The following is a 19,059-nucleotide window of genomic DNA, read 5'->3' as shown; positions in this document are numbered from 1 at the left end:
TGGCATGACCCAGACGCAGAAGATTCTTGTCACCGGAGCCACCGGAACCGTCGGCCGTCAGGTCGTCGCCGAACTCCTCGCCCGGGGCCACGAGGTCCGCGCCCTCACCCGGGACGCCGCGCAGGCCGCTCTCCCGGCCGGGGTGGAGATCGCCGAGGGCGATCTGACCCGGCCCGAGAGCCTGGCCCCGGCCCTCGAGGGGATCACCGGCCTCCATCTGATCACCTTCGGCGGGGCGGCCTTCACCCCGCTGGAGACCGGCCCGCGGATTCTGGAACTGGCCCGCTCGGCCGGCGTGCGCCGGCTCACCGTGCTGCACGGCGGCGGGCCGACCCCGCTGGAGGACGTGGTGCGCGCCGACGACGGTGTGGACTGGACCGTCCTCATGCCCGTTGAGTTCATGGCCAACGCCCTGGAATGGGTGGACGGGATCATCGCCTCGGGTGAGGTCCGCGAGCCGTTCGTCGCACGGCTGAGTGCCATGGTCCACGAGGGCGACATCGGCGCCGTCGCCGCGGTCGCGCTCACGGAGGAGGGGCACGGCCGTCAGGAGTACGTGATCACCGGGCCCGAAGTGCTCACCGTCGGCGACAAGGTGGCGACCATCGCCGCCGAACTCGGCCGGGACATCGCCCTGGTCGAGCTGACCGAGGAGCAGGCCGTGGCGCAGTGGCGGGCGGCCTACCTCCCCGAGGACGTGATCGGCTTCCTGCTCGAGGCGTACGGGAACACCCCGGAGGTGGGCCGTACGGTCTCCGCCACCGTCGAAAAGGTCACCGGCCGCCCCGCGCGCCCCTTCGCCCAGTGGGCAGCCGAGCACGCGGACTCCTTCAAGGCGCGGCGGGCCTGACTGTCTCGAAATGAGACACCCGGACCGATTCCGGGACTGGCAAGATCGACAAGGGGGTGTGACCGCAGCAAGGTGCGGCCGTCGGCGTGCGCTGAACCGCCGCCGTTCGGCCGCGCACCCGAAGAAAGGTGAAGCACATGGCCCTCGCACTGCTCCGGCGACGGCGGCTCAAGGGCGCCTCCGCCGCGGCGGCGGGCCTCGCCCTCCCCCTCCCGTCCGGCGCCGGCGCCGTGGCCCGCGAGGTCGTCGACCCGATGGGCACGCCCCTGGCCGCCGCGGACGTCACCGTCACCGCCCTGGACACCCACCGGGTGGCCGCCCGAGGCACGACCGACCCGTACGGCTACTTCGTCGCGGCACTGCCCCCCGGCCGGTACAGCCTGATGATCGCGGCGGAGGGCCTCCAGCCGCACCGCGAGACCGTCGAGGTCCCGGCGGGCGTGTCGACGCCCACCGAGCGGGTCTGGCTGCGACCGGCCGAAGCCCTCCAGCTGCCGGCGCCCGGCACCTGGCTCTTCGACCCGCCGCACACCGCGATCCGGTTCATAGCCAAGCACGTCGGCATGGCCCACGTCCACGGCCGCTTCGAACGCTTCGACGGCGGGATCCAGATCGCCCAGGACATGGCCGACTCCCGGGTGCGTGTCCGCATCGACGCCTCCAGCATCAACACCGGCAACACCACCCGCGACAACCACCTGCGGTCCGCGGACTTCCTGGACGTCGACCGCTTCCCGTACATCGACTTCGTGAGCACCCGCTTCGCCTACCGGGGCGGCAGCAAGTGGGCGCTGCTGGGCTCGCTGACGATGCACGGCGTCAGCCGCTCCGTCTCGCTCGACACGACGTACCTGGGCACGGTCAACGGCGGCTACGGGGAGGAACTGCGCTGCGCGGCCCTGGCGACGGCGGAACTGCATCGCGAGGACTTCACCCTCAACTGGCGCTCGATGCTGGCCCGGGGCATCGCGGTGGTCGGCCCGACGGTGCAACTGGAGCTTGACGTCCAGGCGATGTACCGCACCCACGACACCCCGACGCCACCGGAATAGCCGGAACAACGGCCCCGGCCCGCTCCCGCGGATATCCGGTTGCCCCGGGCTCCGCCCTCTGTCAGCCTCGCGCCTATGCCCACCTTCACCGCCCCGGACGGCACCACCCTCGCCTATCACGTGACGGGAGACGGCCCGCCTCTGGTCTGCCTCCCCGGAGGGCCCATGCAGGACTCCGTGTACCTGGGGGACCTCGGTGGTCTCACGGCGCACCGCACCCTGATCCGGCTGGACCTCAGAGGCACCGGCCGGTCAGCGGTGCCGCCGGACCCGGCGTCGTACCGCTGTGACCGGCAGGTCGCAGATGTCGAGGCGCTGCGTGAGGAGTTGGGCCTGGAGCGGATGGACCTGCTCGCGCACTCCGCCGGTGCGAACCTGGCCGCTCTGTACACGGCCGGCCATCCGGATCACGTGGGGCGGCTCGCCCTCATCACCCCCAGTGTCTTCGCCGTCGGCCTCGACATCACCGCCGAGGACCGCCTGGAGACGGCCCGCCTGCGCCGGGACGAACCGTGGTTCGCCCCGGCGTACGCGTCCCTGGAGGCGATCACGTCCGGCCGGGCGACGGCAGACGACTGGGACGCCGTCGCCCCCTTCTGGTACGGCCGGTGGGACGACGAGGCACGGGCGTTCCGTGCGGCGGAGCAGCGGCAGCGGAACGACGAGGCCGCGGCCTTGTACGCCTCCGACGGTGCCTTCGATACCGATGTCGTCCGGGCCGCGCTCGCCGCGTTTCCCTTGCCCGTCCTCGTCCTCGCGGGGGAGTACGACGTGGCGGGGCCGCCGCTTGTGATGAAGGAATATGCCGGGCTGTTCCCGCGAGCGGAGCTCGTCGTGCAGAACGGGGCGGGGCATTTCCCGTGGCGGGACGACCAGGAGCGGTTCGTGACCGCCTTGGCGGCCTTCCTGGGCGGCGCCGGCGGTCACTGAACACGGACGTCGGGACGTGCTCCGGGTCCCCATCTGTGCGGCATCGGAGCGATGGTGACGCCCATGGCCGGAAGGAGCCTGCCCGTCGGCGGTCTCCCTCGGGCGGCGTCGAGGTCCCGCCATGCCTCACGCCCCCTCTCATCACCCTCTAGGGTGAAATATCAGGCAAACGGATGGTCACATGCTTGACGGTGTGTCACCGTGCTTTTCCCGCCACATTCGTCGGAGGAAAAGTGGGAGTGCCGACCACAGAACCGGCCAGATACGAGCTTTGTGAACGGCTTTCCGGGGGGATGGCTGACGTTTGGAAAGCCAGGGACCTGCTGCTGAACCGCACAGTGGTGATCAAGTCCCTGCGGGTCCGCACGCCGACTGACGAGCTCGCCCAGCGTTTCGTCCGGGAAGCGAAAGTGCTCGCGGCCATCGACGACCCGCGCATCGTCAAGATCTACGACGTGAGCGCGGAACTCTCGGGTCAGGAGTACTGCCTGTACCTGATCACCCAGTTCCTGGACGGCCTCACCCTCCAGCAGTACCTCGCCGCACGCCCTCGGCCTTCAATGCCCGAAGTGCTGTCACTGGTCCGGCAGTTGTGCGAGGCGGTCGCCATGGTCCACGCGCGGGACCTGGTGCACCGCGACCTCAAGCCCGCCAATCTCATGCTGTGCCCGGTCTCGGGCGCCTCACTGCCGGGCGGCGCACAGTCACGGCTGGTCCTGATCGACTTCGGTATCGCCCGTCCCCTTTCCACAAGGGAGTCCTGCTTCCTCGAGACGGGGGTCACTCGGCACGGCTACTTCGTGGGAACCCCCGCCTACACACCGCCCGAACTCTTCACGGGTGGGGCTCCCAGCGTCGCATCCGACCTCTACTCCATGGGGTGCATCCTCTTCGAGGCGATCGCCGGTCGAGGGCCTTTCCCCGACGCGGCCGATTTCACGGACTACTGGAACGCGCATCGGGAGGCACCCGTTCCTTCCCTGCGCGTCGAACGGCCGGACGTTCCCGCCCCGCTCGACGACCTGGTCCGGGAACTCCTCGCCAAGTCCCCCACCGACCGCCCCACAGGTACGGCTGAAGTGCTCGCCCGCCTCGACGGGATCGGTTCCATGGGCACAGCTCCCGGGCGACGGCGGCGCCGTGCCGCCGTTGACCAGGCCGGAGCCGTGCACCGGATCGAGGCCGAGTTCCAGGGCGCCATGTCCGTGACGAGCCCGCACGAACGCGCCGACCTTCTGGAGGAGGTCCTCCGAAACGCCGTCGACGCGCTCTCTGCCGACCACCGCGTCACCTGGCTGATCGCGCTGAACCTCGGCCGGACCATGCAGGAGGCGGGCCGGCCCGAGCAGGCGGTGTCGCTGCTGACGATTCTGCGCACTCAGCTGATGACGCGGCTGCCCGCCGGTGACCCGATCGCCATCCTCTGCCGGCTCAACCTCGCCCGGTACACCGGCGAGTGCGGTCGGCCCGCGGAGGCAGCCGCTCAGCTGGGTGAGCTGCTCGCCGCGGTGGGAGGCGCGATCGGCGCGGATGACCGGACCCTTCTGGAAGCACGCTTCGACCAGGCGCACTGGAGTTACACCGCAGGTGACGTCGCCGCCGCGCGAAGACTGTTCGACGCGCTGCTCACCGATCACGTCACGTTCTTCGGCCCCGACGGGGACGACACCAGGACCCTGCGCGGCTGCCTGGCCGGATACCCGGCCCTGCGCGCCTGACCGGCACGGCCGTCCGAGACCGACCCCCTCTCCATCATTTCGAGCAGAAGGCGACCCGCTCGTGGCAGACATGTATGACCTCAACGCCATTCGCGACAGCTTCTTCGCGAGCCAGCGACGCAACTCCGAGGCGCCCACCGTCCCCGACCAGCAGGTGTACGTGGACCGGACCGGCCGGGTCCGTCTGGGCGCCGGCACCGAGGGGGACGCACCGCTGTCCAAGGTCCCGCACGGCACCTTCGCGGTGCTGAGCAGGGGGCAGCGCCTCGCCGAGGAGCGGCGCGTCGCACAGCGGAAGCTGCCCGCCAACGCCTACTACGAGGACACCCCCGGCGCGGAGGGATGGGTCTACAGCATCACGACGGAGTTCGGGAACACCTACGTGATGTGCGCGACGTTCAACGGCACGCAGTACGACGTACGGCTGCTCGAACCACCGATGGAGAGCGTTCCGAAGCTCGACCAGCACGGCAACCACTTGTACAAGAGCGGCAAGATCTGCCTGAGCAGCAGCACCGGCAGCGGCATGCCCGACCTGGAGACCGCGTACTCGCGTTCCGCCGTGTGGGCACTCGGCGTCGACTTCGTACAGATGGGGCATTCGTTCCCCTTCAACCACAATCAGTGACCCAGCCGCTCCCGCCCACCGCTGACAGCACGGCCGAAGCCACCGGAGCCCGCAGCGAGCTTCGAAAGCACCGCCGTGAGAAGGCCCGGCAGCCCGCGATCGCGGACTGCCGGAGTTCACCCGTGCTTTCCCGATCCGCTGAGGAGACTCCGGCATGCTGCCTGTCCGCATCTTCGACTTCGTCCTCGACGCGTTGGACGGCACCCTCGGAGCCGTGCAGCCCGAGCAGGGAGGCGCCTTGCTGGGGCTCCGGGGGCAGGACGTGGTGACCTCGTTCATCCACGATCCCACCGCGCGGGTGACCCGCGTCGAGTACCAGAACTCCCAGTGGCTGCTCGATGAGATCACCCGGCGGGAGCAGTCCGGCGCGCAACGCTTCAAAGGCATCGTCCACTCCCACCCCGCCCGGACGCCCCAACCCTCCCATCAGGACCGGCACGAGTTCGCCACGGCCCTGGAGGCCAATCCGGAACTCGGCCGGTACATCGCGCCGATCGTCACGCACGACGGCGGCAGCACGCTCGGGCCGCACGAACTGCGCCCCTCCCCGGGCGTCCGGATCTCGTTCTTCTGCGGCACGTTCGATGGCCCCCGGTTCACCCTGGAACGGATGCGCCCGATCCGCATCCCACTGCGCGAAGCCGTCGAACGGGCGGGTCTGCCCTTCCTCGAGTGCTCGGTGGAGGTGCTCGACGACATCAACGGGGTGAGCGTGCCGCTGCCTGATGCCCTGTTCGGGCCGGGCCGGCACCTCTTCGTGACCGCGCACTTCCCCTTCGCCGCACCTGTCCTCTACACCCTCGACAGTCTTGGCGGAGCTGATGTGCTCGCGCTGCCGTGGGACCTCGCGTCCGCTCCCGTCGACCGTCTGGCACGTGCGTTCCAGTCCATGCTCGGCACCCCGAACGGGGCGCACGCGGTGCCGGCACCGGGAACCCGGCAACTGAATGGCACGGCGATGACGCCCCGGGCACCGGAAAGCGGCGGGACGCCGAAGGAAGCGGCACCGGAGGCAGCCGCGGCACCGACACCGGGAGGCCACCAGCCCCTCACCCCGGACGGGCACGCCGAGCGAACCGCTCCGGCGCCCGCCGTCTCGCGTGCGCCGGCACCGGCCCCCAGCACGCTGCAGGCGTCCGGCACACCCGCCGCACCGGGCCCCTCGCCCCTGCCCACCCGTCCAGCCCACCGCGGCGTGCTGCGCCGGGCCGGCGGGTGGTTCGGTCTGACTGGCCGCGCATCCCTCGGACAGGCGCTGTTCGCGCGGACCGGCGGCCTCCTGTCGCCGGCCCTGGCCCACCGCCACGTCCTGCTGGTGGGCGCTGGATCGGTCGGCTCCTATCTCGCCGACGTACTGGTGAGGTCCGGCGTGGGCCGGATGACCGTGGTGGACCCCGATCGGGTCGAAGCCGCCAACATCGGCCGCTCACTGTTCACCGCCCACGACATCGGCTCGCCGAAGGCCAACGCCACGGCTCGTCACCTGCGGAACGTCAACCCCGGCATCAGGAGCCGGGCCTGGAAGGCGAGCGTCGGCGACATCAAGCCCAAGCGGTGGATGAAGACCCTGCCACACGTCGACCTGATCATCGCAGCGACCGACGACAATGCCGCCCAGCAACGTCTCAACCACCTCGCCTACTGGTCCGGCAAGCCGGCCGTCTTCGTCGGGCTCTACCAGGGGGCGGCCGGCGGCGAGGTCGTCTTCACCAAGCCACCGCTGCCGTGCTGGGCGTGTTCGACCGGGGGTGTCCGCGAGTCCCTGGGGAACCTGGGGATGCGGCCGGACACGGACTACGGAACCGGCCGCAGCTTCGCGGTCCCCGGACTGCTGCCCGACATCCAGCATGTCGCCTCGTCCGGCGCGAAGATCGCCCTGGCGCTGCTCCACGACGACGCGCAGGACCGGATCACCCACTTCCTGGCGAAGCCCCTGGCGGAGCACCTGCCCATGGTGCTGATGGCCATGGAACCGGACCACTGGTTCTTCCCGAAAGTCATGGAAAACGCGCCCGGACAGCATGCTTTCCAGAGCATCTGGGTCCGCACCGGACGGCGCCCGGACTGTCCGGTCTGCGGCGACGAACCCCGCCGCGTCGACCCGCTGGAGTACGGCAGTACAAGGGACTCGGCGACCACGGAACAGATGCAGCAGGCTCTCCGCGCCCGCCGGGCGGTCTCCAGCCCCGGCTCCCGGTAGTCGCACCGCCACGCGGAACGGCCCGCACGACAGCCGGCTTCACCAGTGCTGCCCGTCCCCCACGGCCGACCGCGCCGGCGCCTTCGATCGAACGAATGACATGGAGCACCCGGGAATCATGGGAGACGAGCAACTCAGACGCATGCGCGAGGCACGTCTGCGACGCCTGGCGGAGCAGAGCCGGGGGTCCGCGATGCCACGCCCCCGGTCCGCATCTCACGCCCAGTCCGCGCCATCACGCTCCCGGCGCACGCCTGCTCAGCCCTCCAAGCCGCGTCCCGCCTCGAGGCCGAGTGCGACGAGACCCCGGGGCAGTGGAGCGCCCGCGAACCGCACCCCCCGGTTCGGCACAGGTGAGCCCAGCCGTCTCGGCCACGCCGCGGCCCTCAGCGCACTGCTGTGGACGGTCCTGCTGGCCACGGGCTGGGCGCTTCCCCTCGAACTCGCCGACGAGGTCCGGCTGTCCTGGCCAGGGCCGACCAAGCTCGCCGTGCGGGCGGAGACCGCACCCTGGTTCCCCGACCTGGTCCAGTACGTCCTGTTCAGCGGGCCCGCCGCGGAGAAGCAATGGCTCTACCCCGCGGTCGCGGTGGCCGCGGCGTTCGTACTGCGGTGGTCCAGGTCTCTGCCCGCAACCCTCCACGCCCTGCTGGGCTGGTCGGCCGCTCTCTACGGCTTCGCCGCGCTGACGGCACTGGGACCATGGGCACTCAGGATGTGGCCGGTCACGGCGGTGATCGCCGGGGTCTCTCTGCTGCTGCTCTTCCGACGGCCCGGATGACCGGTCGCTCGACGCGATGCCCACCACCGCCCATACGCCCTCGCCCGGACCGAGCACGGCGTACCGGCGTCCTCGTACCCGTGTGCGTGCAGCAACTGGGCCACGGCGGAACCGTATTCGACCGCCAGCAGTGCCGCCTCGGCCACCTTGTCGTGACCGGGGGCGAAGAAGGATCCGACGCCGACCTTCTTGGCGCATCCGCACCAGCAGGTGCCGGTCGGGGTGAGGAGGGGGAGAGGCTCCGTCGTCATGACGTCACCGTAGGTCAACGACGACGCCTGGGCGGGGGGTTTGCCGTGTTCGTCGCCGTGAGTCACCTATCGGACCCGGCCACCCGGTGGATGCTGCCGCCGCACGGCACCGGCCGGTTGAGGTCCGGGTCGCCGAACTCCGCGCGCAGGGCCTGGAAAGCGGTCACCTTGTCCGCGCCGAAACGGCGAACATGGGCGGCGTATTCGTCGGGGGAGAGGAACACCGACGGCCTGGACTTGGTGTGGAACTTGTCCGCGTACATCACCAGCCTCTCTTCCTCGGTCACCGCCAGGTAGTCGGCGGGAGGGAGAGGCAGGCCCTGGCTCACGATGTCGTGCCGCGTGAGTCCCACTCCGGTGTGGTGGGAGCAGAAGCGGCGGAGGGCTTCGGGGAAGCCTTCCGCTTCGAGGATCTCGTGGCCGAGCAGGCCGTGCCGGATGTAGTTCTCGTGGTCCAGCCGTCCGTCGTCTCCGTAGAGGCGGTAGACGCCGATGTCGTGAAGGAGGCAGCCGGCGCGGACCAGTTCGGCGTCGAGGTGAGCGAGATGAGGCGCGGAGAGGAGCTGCTCGGCGACTCCCCAGACGATCTCGCAGTGCGTGTGGACGAGCGTGAACGCCTCGGCGGTGGGCGCGTGCTTCTCGTGCAGCGCTCGGATTTCTGCGGGGCCCGGAATGCTCACCGTGGGAGCGTAACAACCACAGATCCCGCCCAGTCGGCCAGTTCCCACGCCACCTGTTTTCACGCGATCGGGTGAGGCTGCGGAGAAGCGGGCACGGGCTGGGATCGCGGGCCGTTCGAGCTGGTGACGGGGGCTTTTCGTCCATTGCCATCACGACAACAGCGGGAGCACACCATGGGCTTGCACTTCCACCGCAACCCCGACGGCACGACGACCGGGCGCAACGAGGCCAACGGCTTCACTGTGACGCATGCCGACGAAGAAGAGGTGAAGCGGCAGTTGTACGAGGACGCCGGGTGGGAGTACACGCCTCCACCGCCTCCGGTTCCGCCCGGGTTCCATCGGTTCTCGCTGGTGCACGACGAGTTCCGGACTGCCGGGTTCGAGGACGAGAGGTACGCGGGGCTGCGGGCGCGGCCGCCGGAGGGGTGTGTGCCGGTGGACTGGGGGTGCTTCGCGATGGAGTGCGAGCGGCCGGGGAAGACGCTCATGGACGCGGTCGCCGGTACCGTCGCGGAGGTCCGACGGGAGTACGGGCTGGTGATGAACAGCCTGGGTGTCGAGAAGCCCCAGGAATGGTTCGACGCGGACGACAAGAACGGATACGCCGCGAAGATCGTCGCGCACTTGGTGCTGATGGCCGCTGACCGCGCCCGACTGCTCGGGTACGGGCGCAAGGACGTGGTCCGGCTACTCGACGCCACCGGGATCGAGTAGCCGGGGACGGATGTGGTGGGTGCGGCGCGTCTCACCGCGGGGCGGCCGGACCCGGCACATACCCCGGGTCCACCTGCGCCGCCAGGTCCCCTCCCGTCCGCGCGTCTCCCCACGCCCGCGCGTTGCGCAGGTGGAACTCGACCGCGTGTCGGTGGAGCTGCTCCCAGTCGCGGACGTGGGAGTCGACCGTCTCGCGGAGCACGCGGAGGGCGTGCAGGTTGTGCGGTTCCAAGGACGCCAGCGCGTCCGGGCCGGGTTCGGTGCGGCCCTGTTCCGCCGCGCGGATCCAGGGGGACTGCACCAGGTGTGTGAGGAGGTCGTCTCCCACCTGCTCCTTGAGGAAGAGCAGGTCCTCCTCGCAGGTCACCTTGTTGCCGACGACCGCGACACGGATCCCGAATCGTTCCGCGTGGTCGCGGTACTGGCGGTAGACCGAGACGCCCTTGCGGGTGGGTTCCGCCACCAGGAAGGTGATGTCGAAGCGGGTGAACAGGCCGGAGGCGAAGGCGTCCGCGCCCGCTGTCATGTCGACCACGACGTATTCGCCGGGGCCGTCCACCAGATGGCCGAGGTACAGCTCGACCGCGCCGAGCTTGGAGTGGTAGCAGGCCACGCCCAGGTCGGACTCGTCGAACTCGCCGGTGACCATGAGTGGTACGCCGCCCGCGCGGCCGACGTGCCGGGCCTGGAGTTCGTCGTCGCCGAGCGGGCGGAGGAGGCGGGAGCCGCGGCCCGGCGGGGTGGTCTTGATCATCGCCTCGGGGGAGGTGATGCGTGGGTTCGTGCCGCGCAGGTAGTCCTTGATCGAGGCCAGGTGCTCGCCCAGGGGAGGGGCGGACACCTCCGTGGGGCCGAGCGCCTCGGCCAAGTGCTGGTTGATGTCGCCGTCGACGGCGAGGACGGGGGCGCCGGAGCGGGCCAGGTGGCGTGAGAAGAGAGCCGACAGGGTGGTCTTGCCGCTGCCGCCCTTGCCGACGAAAGCGACCCTCACGGCCGCGCCACCTTCTTGAAAATGGATGTCATGTGGCTAGGTTTAGAGAGTGATCGTCGTCGGTGTCAAATCCCCTGGGCCGTTAGGGGGGTGGGTCTTTGCTCCCCCTAGATGCATATGCTGTGCAAGTGCGTGTCAAGAGCATCAAGAGTCCCGTCCGGTTCCTCGCCGCCCTCGTCCTCCTCCCGGGTCTGGCCGGCTGCTTCGCCTCCCCGGGTGGGGAGTCGTCGCCGGACGGCGGGCAGTCGGGATCCCGCCTGCGCGTCGCCCTCGCGTTCCCGCCCGCCGAGAACTTCTCGCCGTACGGAGCCGACGCCACGCTGCTCAGCCGGCTCGGCGTCACCGAGGGGCTGACCGCCCTGGACGCCAACGGCGGCGCGACCCCCGCGCTCGCCCGGTCCTGGCGCCGGGAAGGCGACCGCACCTGGGAGTTCACCCTGCGCGAGGCCACCTTCCAGGACGGCACGGACGTGACCCCGCAGGCCGTGGCCGAGGCGCTCACCCGTGCCACGAAGGCGAAGCCGGCGCCTACCGCCCTCGCCGGTGTCACCCTCGACGCCGAGGCCGACGGCGGCCGCCGTATACGCATCACCACCGGGACGGCCGACCCCGTCCTGCCCATGCGCTTGTCCAGCCCCAGCTTGGCGATCCTCTCCCCGAAGGCGTACGGCAAGGGCAACCCCGACCCGGTCGGCACCGCCACCGGACCCTTCGAGATCACCAAGGTGAGCGGCGGCGGCTCCGCCACCCTCGACCGCTTCGACGACTACTGGGGAGGCCGCGCCCAGGCGTCCGGCATCGACGCCCGCTTCGTCAAGGACGGCACCGCGCGCGCCAACGCCGTGCGCACCGGTGACGTCGACATCGCCGAGGCGATCCCCGTCGCCCAGGCCGCCACGCTCGACAAGGCCACCCTGAAGGAAGCCGGCACCACTCGCACCACGAGCCTGCAACTCAACACCCGCTCCGGGCCCTTCAAGGACCCGAAGCTGCGGGCCGCCGCCCGCGAGGCGGTCGACTCCTCCGCCATCGTCAAGGGCGTCTTCGAGGGGTACGCCGACCCGGGCGCGGGCATCTACGGCCCCGCCGTCACCTGGGCCGAGAGCCAGCGGGTGAAGCCGGCCGGGCGCGCGGACGCCGCTCGGCCCGGCGGTGCGCGGATCACCCTCGCCACCTACGACAACCGGCCGGAACTCCCCGAGGTCGCCCAGGTGGTGCAACAGCAGCTCCAGAAGGCCGGCTTCGAGGTGAAGCTGGAGGTGCGTGAGTACTCACGGCTGGAGAGCGACGCGCTGGCCGGGAAGTTCGACGCGTTCATCGGCGCCCGCAACAGCCTCCTGGACACCGGCGACCCCGTCGGCATCCTCGCCAGTGACTACACCTGCGACGGCGGCTACAACCTGGCCCTGCTGTGCGACAAGAACGTCGACCGGGCCGTGAGGAAGGCCGACGGGACCGACGGCACGGGGGAGCGGCAGGGTGCGGCCATGGCCGCCGAGGCCCGGATCCTCGGCACGGACGCGGTCGTGCCGCTCGCCCACCAGCAGATCATCGCCGGTGTCTCCACCAAGGTCCGGGGCGTCATCCTCGACCCGTACGAGCGGACCCTGGTGGGGGCCGGGACGCGTCGCTGATCAGCGCGTCACGCGGGCAGCCTCGTGTCGACGACGCAGCTGATCTCGACCAACTGTCCGGGGAAGGTCAGTTCGGTGACCCCCAGGGCCGTGGTGACCGGCCGATGGGCGCCGAAATAGGCCCGGTTGGCCTCCGCCGCCGGTCCGGCGTTCCGGATCAGGTCCACGGCGTACACCGTCTGGGAGACGATCTGGTTGCGGGTGGCGCCGTAGTGGGCCAGGACCTTGTCGATGTTGACATGGGTCTGCTTGAGCTGGGCGGCGAAGTCGTCCTCGGGACGGAAGTCGCCCGCGTCGTCGAACGAGAGCTGTCCGGAGACATGGATCAGGTCTCCGGACCTGATCGCCTGCGCGTAGCCGAAGTGGCTCTCGGCCGGTATGCCGTGGTCGTAGACGTCGGTGGTGGTCATGGTTCCCGTCCTTCTTCCGCCGAGCGCGGACCCGCGCTCTCTTGTGGTTACTCGGAAACCGTAGGAGAGTGAACGCCGACCTGGAAGAACGCACTTTTCAGTGACTGGGGAACCAGATGGTGACCAAGCAGTTGAGAGACCTGCCCGAGAACGCGGACCTGCGGCGGGCGGACTCCCTGGCACGGGAGATCTTCTCGGACGTGGCCAACAAGTGGGCACTGCTCATCATCGAGGCCCTCGGCGAGGACACCCTGCGCTTCAGCGAGTTGCGGGACGCGGTCGAGGGGGTCAGCCACAAGATGCTGACCCAGAACCTGCGGATGCTGGAGCGCTACGGGCTGGTCGACCGGACCGTGCACCCCACCGTGCCGCCGAGAGTCGACTACACCCTCACCGAACCGGGCCGGGCCCTGCGCGCCACGGTCGACCTGCTCTGCGGTTGGACCCACCGGTACCTGGGCCATATCGAGGCGGCGCGCGACCGGTTCGACGCCTGAACGGGCCCGGGCGTCAGCCCGCGACCAGTTCGGGCACCGGACGCGGGGCCGGGGACTCCTCGGACTCGGTGACCCGCGAGGTCCGGTACAGCCACAGCACGTCACGCCCGAACGACCAGACCAGCAGGCCCAGAGCCGTGGCCGCCACACCGAAGTTGGCCGCGTACGGCAGCAGATCGGCGCCCGCCAGAAGCAGGAGCACGCCCTGGAGCGCCGCGACCGTCTTGCGGGCGGTGCTCGGCGGAAGCGCCGCGGTCAGCCAGGGCCATACCTTGGCCGCGGCGACGAAGACGTACCGCATGCCGCCGATCAGCAGTACCCACGGGCCGAGTTGCATCGACACGTACACGCTCAGCACCAGGATGAGGAACGCGTCGACCTCCATGTCGAAGCGCGCGCCCAGCGGGGTCGAGGTGCCGGTGCGGCGGGCCACCTTGCCGTCCACGCCGTCGAGGATCAGGGCCACAGCCGTCAGACCGACGAACAACGACACGGGCGGCGAGCTCTGGAAGGAGTCCGCGACCAGCGCGGTGACCCCGCCGACGAGGGTGGCCCGGCCGAGGGTGACCCGGTTCGCCGCGCCGAAGCTGCGCGACCCGGAGCGGTGCAGGGCACGGGAGAGCACCGCCCAGGTGGCGAATCCGAACGCGAGGCCGCTCAGCCAGCCCGCCGGGCCCATCCCGATCGCCGTGCCGATCAGGGCGAGCAGCAGGACCTGCACGCCCGCCCCCACGGCGGTCTCCTGCTGTACGAGCCTCGCGTCGTAAGTGTTGTTCAGGGCCACCGAACACCCTCCGGCCGTGTGACAGAGTCGATCAACGCCGCTACCTTGTGCGCGGCCTGTGCATCCCTCGGTACGCAGGCGGCTTCCGGATCGTTCAGGAGGACTTCGATGAAGCACACCGGACGTGCGTTTTGGATCGACTCGCCGGGGCACGGTGCGATCCGGGACGTCGCCCTGCCGGAGCCCGGCGAGGGCGAGGTGCTGGTCCGCACGCTGTTCTCGGGCGTGAGCCGCGGCACGGAGACGCTCGTCTTCCGCGGCGGTGTGCCCGTCAGCCAGCACACGGCGATGCGCGCGCCCTTCCAGGAGGGCGACTTCCCCGGCCCGGTGAAGTACGGCTACCTCAACGTCGGCGTGGTGGAGGAGGGGCCCGAATCGCTCGCCGGCCGCACGGTGTTCTGCCTCTACCCGCACCAGACGCGGTACGTCGTCCCCGCGAGCGCCGTGACGCCCGTACCGGACTCGGTGCCCGCCGAACGGGCCGTCCTCGCCGGGACGGTGGAGACCGCGGTCAACGCCCTGTGGGACGCCGCGCCTCTGGTCGGCGACCGGATCGCCGTGGTCGGCGGCGGCATGGTCGGCTGCTCGGTGGCCGCCCTGCTCGCCCGGTTCCCCGGCGTCCGCGTCCAGCTGGTGGACGCCGATCCGTCCCGCGCCAAGGTCGCCGAGGCGCTCGGCGTCGGTTTCGCCTCACCCGAGGACGCTCTCGGCGACCGCGATCTGGTCGTCCACGCCAGCGCCACGGAGCAGGGCCTCGCCAGGTCCCTGGAACTGCTCACCGCCGAGGGGACCGTCATCGAACTGAGCTGGTACGGCGACCGGAAGGTGAGCCTGCCGCTCGGCGAGGCCTTCCACTCCCGGCGGCTCGTCATCCGTTCCAGTCAGGTCGGCACCGTCTCCCCGGTCCGCCCGAACCGCACCTACGCCGACCGGCTCGCCGTCGCTCTCGACCTGCTCGCCGACCCGGCGCTCGACGCCCTCGTCACCGGCGAGTCCGCCTTCCGGGACCTGCCGGACGTGCTGCCGAAACTGGCCTCCGGCGAGATCCCGGCGCTCTGCCACCGCGTCCGGTACGACGAGAACACCTGACGCGTACGACGAGAGCGATTGGCGCATGGGCGGACGAATCGTTCCATCGGGTACGAGATCGTCTCCGACAAGAGCGCCTGACCTGAGAAAAGACGTACCCGAGGCTGAACAGGGGAAGGCAAGGAGCCGTATTACCCGGCATCCCCGGCAGCCATCAGCGGGGGAGCAGACGCGCCGCACCTGGAGGGTCGTCCGTTGTTCAGCATCACCGTCCGCGATCACATCATGATCGCCCACAGCTTCCGTGGCGAAGTCTTCGGACCGGCGCAGCGCCTGCACGGGGCCACGTTCCTCGTGGACGCCACGTTCCGGCGCCAACAGCTGGACGAGGACAACATCGTCGTAGACATCGGGCTGGCCACCCAGGAACTCGGTGCGGTCGTCAGCGAGCTGAACTACCGCAACCTGGACAACGAACCCGACTTCGCCGGGGTCAACACCTCCACGGAGTTCCTCGCCAAGGTCATCGCCGACCGGCTCGCCGAGCGCATCCACAAGGGCGCCCTGGGCGAGGGCGCCAAGGGCATCGCCGGCCTGACCGTCACCCTGCACGAGTCGCACATCGCCTGGGCGAGTTACGAGCGTGCGCTGTGACCGACACGACGATCGAGCGGCCGGGACCGGCCGGACCGGCACCGGCGCGGCTGAACTACGTGCCCGTGCAGCACGCCACCCTGAAGAACGCCGAGATCATCCCCATGTCCCTGCGCACCGTGCACTTCGTGCTGCCGGGCGGCGTCGACGACCTGGCGGCGCCCAGCGGCGGCAACGCCTACGACCGGCGCGTGTGCCTGGACCTGCCCGGCTTCGGCTGGCAGGTGACCAAGCACGCGGTGGCCGGTGACTGGCCCCGGCCGTCGGCGGCCGCCCGCACGGAACTCGCCCGCGCCCTGAGCGGCTTGCCGGACGGTTCCGTCGTCCTGCTCGACGGGCTGGTCGCCTGCGGCGTCCCGGAGATCGTCGTACCGGAGGCGGAACGGTTGCGCATGGCCGTCCTCGTCCACCTCCCGCTCGGCGACGAGACCGGGCTCGACCCGGCCGTGGCAGCCGAACTGGACGCCAAGGAGCGGGCGGTGCTGCGGGCCGTTCCGGCGGTCGTCGCCACCAGCGACTGGGCGGTCCGCCGTCTGGTCTCCCACCACGGCCTCCCCCCGGAGCGGGTCCACGTCGCGGCGCCCGGCGCCGACATCGCGCCCCTGGCCCCCGGCACCGACGGTGTCTCGCGGCTGCTGTGCGTGGCCGCCGTGACGCCGCGCAAGGGGCAGCACCGGCTGGTGGAGGCGCTGGCCACGGTGACCGACCTGCCGTGGAGCTGCGTGTGCGTCGGCAGCCTGACCCAGGACCCGGAGTACGTCGCCCACCTGCGGTCCCTCATCAGGGAACACGGGCTTCAGGACCGGCTGGAACTGGCGGGCCCGCAGTCCGGCGCCGCACTCGACGCCAGCTACGCCAAGGCCGACCTGATGGTCCTCACCTCCTACGCCGAGACGTACGGCATGGCCGTGACCGAGGCACTGGCGCGGGGCATCCCGGTCATGGCCACGGACGTCGGCGGACTCCCCGAGGCGGTCGGACGCGCCCCCGACGGCGGGATGCCCGGCATCCTCGTGCCGCCGGAGAACTCCGCCGCCATCGCCGCCGAACTGCGCGGCTGGTTCGGCGAGGCGGACGTGCGCCGCCGCCTGAAGGCCGCGGCCCGCAGACGACGTGCCGCCCTCGGCGGCTGGGCGACGACCGCACAGAGCCTGGCGGCGGTACTGCGCCGGCTCCCGACCGACCCCCGGAGGGCCGCATGACGAACCCGGCGACGACCCAGCAGAGCGGGATGATTCCGGCCCAGCCCGGGCCGTGGGAGGCTGCCGAGTCGATGGACGGTGTCATTCCGGGCGCCGGCCCCAGCGCCAAGCCCGGCTCGCGGCCCACCGTGAAGCTGCGCGAGGCGGGGCCCGACGATCCGCCCCGTTACGCACCCGAGTGGCTTCAGCTGCGGGAGCCGGCCGACGCCGCCGCGCGGGCGCACGACCTGCTCGACCCGCTGCGTATCCGGCTGGCCAACCTGCCGGGCAAGTCGGGCGGTGTCGTCATCCACGACCTGGGCTGCGGCACCGGCTCGATGGGCCGCTGGCTCGCACCCTGCCTGGACGGTGCCCAGCACTGGATCCTGCACGACCGCGACCCCTACCTGCTGCACTTCGCGGCGGTCGCCTCCCCGCGCTCCGCCGCCGACGGCAGCCGGGTCACGGTGGAGACGCGGCGCGGTGACATCGCCCGCCTCACACCGGACGCCCTGCAGGGCGCGTCCCTGGTGACGGCGTCCGCCCTGCTGGACGTGCTCACCCGCGAGGAGATCAACACCCTCGCCGCGGCCTGTGCCGGAGCCGGCTGCCCCGCGCTGCTGACGCTCTCCGTCGCCGGACGCGTGGAACTGACCCCCGCTCATCCCCTGGACGCGGAGATCGGCCAGGCGTTCAACGAGCACCAGCGCCGCGACGGACTGCTCGGCCCCGACGCGGTCACGGCGGCGGCCGAGGCGTTCTCCGAGAACGGCGCGACGGTACGGCTGCATCCGAGCCCCTGGCGGCTCGGACCCGACCAGGCGGCGCTCACGGAGCAGTGGCTGCGCGGCTGGGTCGGCGCCGCGGTCGAACAACGCCCCGAGCTGCGTGCCGAGGCCGACGCGTACCTGGCCGAACGCCTGTCCGCCTGCGCGGCCGGCGAGTTGCGGGTCACGGTCCACCACACCGACCTCCTGGCCCTGTGCCGCCCGGCGGGCGGAGCGTCATGAGCCCTCAGGCGACGGGGACGAAGACGGTGCCGGGAGGCGCGGCGGCGGGGGTGCGTGACCGGCTGATCCCCGCCGACGCGGAGTGGTTCCCGGAGGCCGGCAGTGGCCGGTGCCCGTCCCTCGGGACCGGCACCGGCGGTACGGACGCAACCGGCTTCGAAGCCCTGTCCGTCACCGCCCCGTCGCCCCGTCGCCGCGTCCGCGGCGCCCTCGCCCGGCTCGGCTCACCCCGAGTCCGCACACACCTCGGCACCTTCGCCGGAATCGTCATCCTCGGCGTGCTGATGTGGCGGCTCGGTACCGGAGTCCTCCTGGACGGGCTGCGGCGGATCGACGCGCAGACGTTGCTGCTGGCCCTCGGGCTCGGGCTCGTCACCACCGTGTTCAGCGCGTGGCGTTGGGCGCTCGTGGCCCGGGGCCTGAGGATCCGGCTGCCGTTCGGGCCGGCCGTCGCCGACTACTACAGGGCGCTGTTCCTCAACGCGGCCCTGCCCGGCGGCATCCTCGGCGACGTGCACCGGGCGGTGCGGCACGGACAGAGCGAGGGGGATGTGCGGCGGGGCGTGAAGGCCGTCGTGCTCGAACGGGCCGCCGGGCAGATCGCGTTGTTCGCGGTGGGTGCCGTGGTCCTGCTGACCATGCCGTCCCCGGTGCTCGCCGAGGCCCGGCACGTCGCCCCGCTCGCCGTCCTGGCCGCGCTCGGCGCACTCGCTGTCGTCCTCGCCCTGCGCATGAACCGGGCGGCACCCTCCCGCCGGGGACGGGCGCTGCGCGGCATGCTCGCCGAGGCGCGGGAAGGGCTGGTGTCCCGCCGCAACGGGCCGGGAGTCGTGGTCAGCTCCGTGGTCGTACTGGCGGGTTACGTCGCCATGTTCGTACTCGCCGCCCGCGTGGCCGGAGTCGCCGCCTCGGTGGCCGTACTGGTACCGCTCGCGGTCCTCGCGCTGCTGGCGATGGGCCTGCCGCTGAACGTCGGAGGCTGGGGGCCGAGGGAGGGCGTCACCGCCTGGGCGTTCGGCGCCGCAGGCCTGGGCGCCGGCCGGGGACTCGCCGTCGCGGTCG

General features: G+C 71.2%; 18 protein-coding genes and 1 pseudogene. 15 read left to right on the top strand and 4 right to left on the bottom strand.

What is annotated here, in order from left to right:
- The first annotated feature begins 4 nt into the window (after positions 1-4).
- From IE97_RS0127395 to IE97_RS42260, 7 genes are all read left to right on the top strand, one after another.
- Positions 5-850, top strand: coding sequence for an NAD(P)H-binding protein (locus tag IE97_RS0127395; protein ID WP_030245987.1), 846 nt, complete (start codon positions 5-7; stop codon positions 848-850).
- A 137-nt stretch (positions 851-987) separates the two neighbouring features.
- Positions 988-1,902, top strand: coding sequence for a YceI family protein (locus tag IE97_RS0127390; protein ID WP_030245985.1), 915 nt, complete (start codon positions 988-990; stop codon positions 1,900-1,902).
- A 75-nt stretch (positions 1,903-1,977) separates the two neighbouring features.
- The gene (locus IE97_RS0127385; protein ID WP_030245982.1) at positions 1,978-2,832 is read left to right on the top strand and encodes an alpha/beta fold hydrolase; all 855 of its coding nucleotides are present in this window, start codon (positions 1,978-1,980) and stop codon (positions 2,830-2,832) included.
- A gap of 293 nt (positions 2,833-3,125) precedes the next feature.
- Positions 3,126-4,550 carry a serine/threonine-protein kinase gene (locus IE97_RS39415; protein ID WP_158708348.1) on the top strand — a complete coding sequence of 475 codons (1,425 nt, stop codon included), beginning with the start codon at positions 3,126-3,128 and terminating at the stop codon, positions 4,548-4,550.
- A gap of 61 nt (positions 4,551-4,611) precedes the next feature.
- The gene (locus IE97_RS0127375; RefSeq protein ID WP_158708347.1) at positions 4,612-5,178 is read left to right on the top strand and encodes a hypothetical protein; all 567 of its coding nucleotides are present in this window, start codon (positions 4,612-4,614) and stop codon (positions 5,176-5,178) included.
- A 154-nt stretch (positions 5,179-5,332) separates the two neighbouring features.
- Positions 5,333-7,378: a ThiF family adenylyltransferase gene (locus IE97_RS0127370; protein ID WP_030245974.1), complete on the top strand. Its 2,046-nt coding sequence runs from the start codon at positions 5,333-5,335 to the stop codon at positions 7,376-7,378.
- 118 nt (positions 7,379-7,496) lie between these two features.
- Positions 7,497-8,159 (top strand): hypothetical protein, encoded by a 663-nt coding sequence (locus IE97_RS42260; RefSeq protein ID WP_158708346.1) that lies wholly within the window; start codon positions 7,497-7,499, stop codon positions 8,157-8,159.
- Positions 8,160-8,472: 313 nt separating this feature from the next.
- Here IE97_RS42260 and IE97_RS0127360 read toward each other — a convergent pair whose 3' ends face one another.
- Positions 8,473-9,090 carry an HD domain-containing protein gene (locus tag IE97_RS0127360; RefSeq protein ID WP_030245970.1) on the bottom strand — a complete coding sequence of 206 codons (618 nt, stop codon included), beginning with the start codon at positions 9,088-9,090 and terminating at the stop codon, positions 8,473-8,475.
- Positions 9,091-9,264: 174 nt separating this feature from the next.
- Between IE97_RS0127360 and IE97_RS0127355 the strand changes: the two genes are divergently transcribed.
- On the top strand, positions 9,265-9,807 hold the full coding sequence (locus IE97_RS0127355; RefSeq protein WP_030245966.1) for a hypothetical protein: 543 nt from the start codon (positions 9,265-9,267) through the stop codon (positions 9,805-9,807).
- Between the two features lie 31 nt (positions 9,808-9,838).
- Here IE97_RS0127355 and IE97_RS0127350 read toward each other — a convergent pair whose 3' ends face one another.
- Entirely contained in the window at positions 9,839-10,798 is a 960-nt protein-coding gene (locus IE97_RS0127350) for an ATP-binding protein (RefSeq protein WP_030245963.1), read from the bottom strand.
- A gap of 122 nt (positions 10,799-10,920) precedes the next feature.
- Between IE97_RS0127350 and IE97_RS0127345 the strand changes: the two genes are divergently transcribed.
- Complete coding sequence (locus IE97_RS0127345; protein WP_051705146.1) at positions 10,921-12,432, top strand: ABC transporter substrate-binding protein; 1,512 nt, start codon at positions 10,921-10,923, stop codon at positions 12,430-12,432.
- 8 nt (positions 12,433-12,440) lie between these two features.
- On the opposite strand, the gene IE97_RS0127340 is transcribed toward IE97_RS0127345, so the two are convergent.
- Positions 12,441-12,842: a RidA family protein gene (locus tag IE97_RS0127340; RefSeq protein WP_030245958.1), complete on the bottom strand. Its 402-nt coding sequence runs from the start codon at positions 12,840-12,842 to the stop codon at positions 12,441-12,443.
- 116 nt (positions 12,843-12,958) lie between these two features.
- Between IE97_RS0127340 and IE97_RS0127335 the strand changes: the two genes are divergently transcribed.
- Positions 12,959-13,339, top strand: a complete 381-nt coding sequence (locus IE97_RS0127335; protein WP_030245956.1) for a winged helix-turn-helix transcriptional regulator — start codon at positions 12,959-12,961, stop codon at positions 13,337-13,339.
- Between the two features lie 13 nt (positions 13,340-13,352).
- On the opposite strand, the gene IE97_RS0127330 is transcribed toward IE97_RS0127335, so the two are convergent.
- Complete coding sequence (locus IE97_RS0127330; protein WP_030245953.1) at positions 13,353-14,123, bottom strand: CDP-alcohol phosphatidyltransferase family protein; 771 nt, start codon at positions 14,121-14,123, stop codon at positions 13,353-13,355.
- Between the two features lie 108 nt (positions 14,124-14,231).
- Between IE97_RS0127330 and IE97_RS0127325 the strand changes: the two genes are divergently transcribed.
- The 5 genes and pseudogenes from IE97_RS0127325 to IE97_RS43210 all read left to right on the top strand — a co-directional run.
- Complete coding sequence (locus IE97_RS0127325; protein WP_030245950.1) at positions 14,232-15,212, top strand: zinc-dependent alcohol dehydrogenase; 981 nt, start codon at positions 14,232-14,234, stop codon at positions 15,210-15,212.
- 195 nt (positions 15,213-15,407) lie between these two features.
- A complete protein-coding gene (locus IE97_RS0127320; RefSeq protein WP_030245947.1) occupies positions 15,408-15,806 on the top strand; it encodes a 6-pyruvoyl trahydropterin synthase family protein in 399 nt (132 codons plus the stop codon).
- Positions 15,803-17,008 carry a glycosyltransferase family 4 protein gene (locus IE97_RS0127315; protein ID WP_030245945.1) on the top strand — a complete coding sequence of 402 codons (1,206 nt, stop codon included), beginning with the start codon at positions 15,803-15,805 and terminating at the stop codon, positions 17,006-17,008. Before IE97_RS0127320 ends, IE97_RS0127315 begins: the two co-directional genes overlap by 4 nt.
- Positions 17,005-17,997 carry a class I SAM-dependent methyltransferase gene (locus IE97_RS0127310; protein ID WP_030245942.1) on the top strand — a complete coding sequence of 331 codons (993 nt, stop codon included), beginning with the start codon at positions 17,005-17,007 and terminating at the stop codon, positions 17,995-17,997. Before IE97_RS0127315 ends, IE97_RS0127310 begins: the two co-directional genes overlap by 4 nt.
- A pseudogene (locus tag IE97_RS43210) lies at positions 17,994-19,037 on the top strand (lysylphosphatidylglycerol synthase transmembrane domain-containing protein); the annotation flags it as partial. The gene IE97_RS0127310 and the pseudogene IE97_RS43210, both read left to right, overlap by 4 nt.
- Positions 19,038-19,059: the final 22 nt, after the last annotated feature.

The organism is Streptomyces sp. NRRL S-455, from assembly GCF_000717875.1.
Lineage (GTDB): Bacteria > Actinomycetota > Actinomycetes > Streptomycetales > Streptomycetaceae > Streptomyces.
This window is presented reverse-complemented; position numbering and strand designations above follow the sequence as displayed.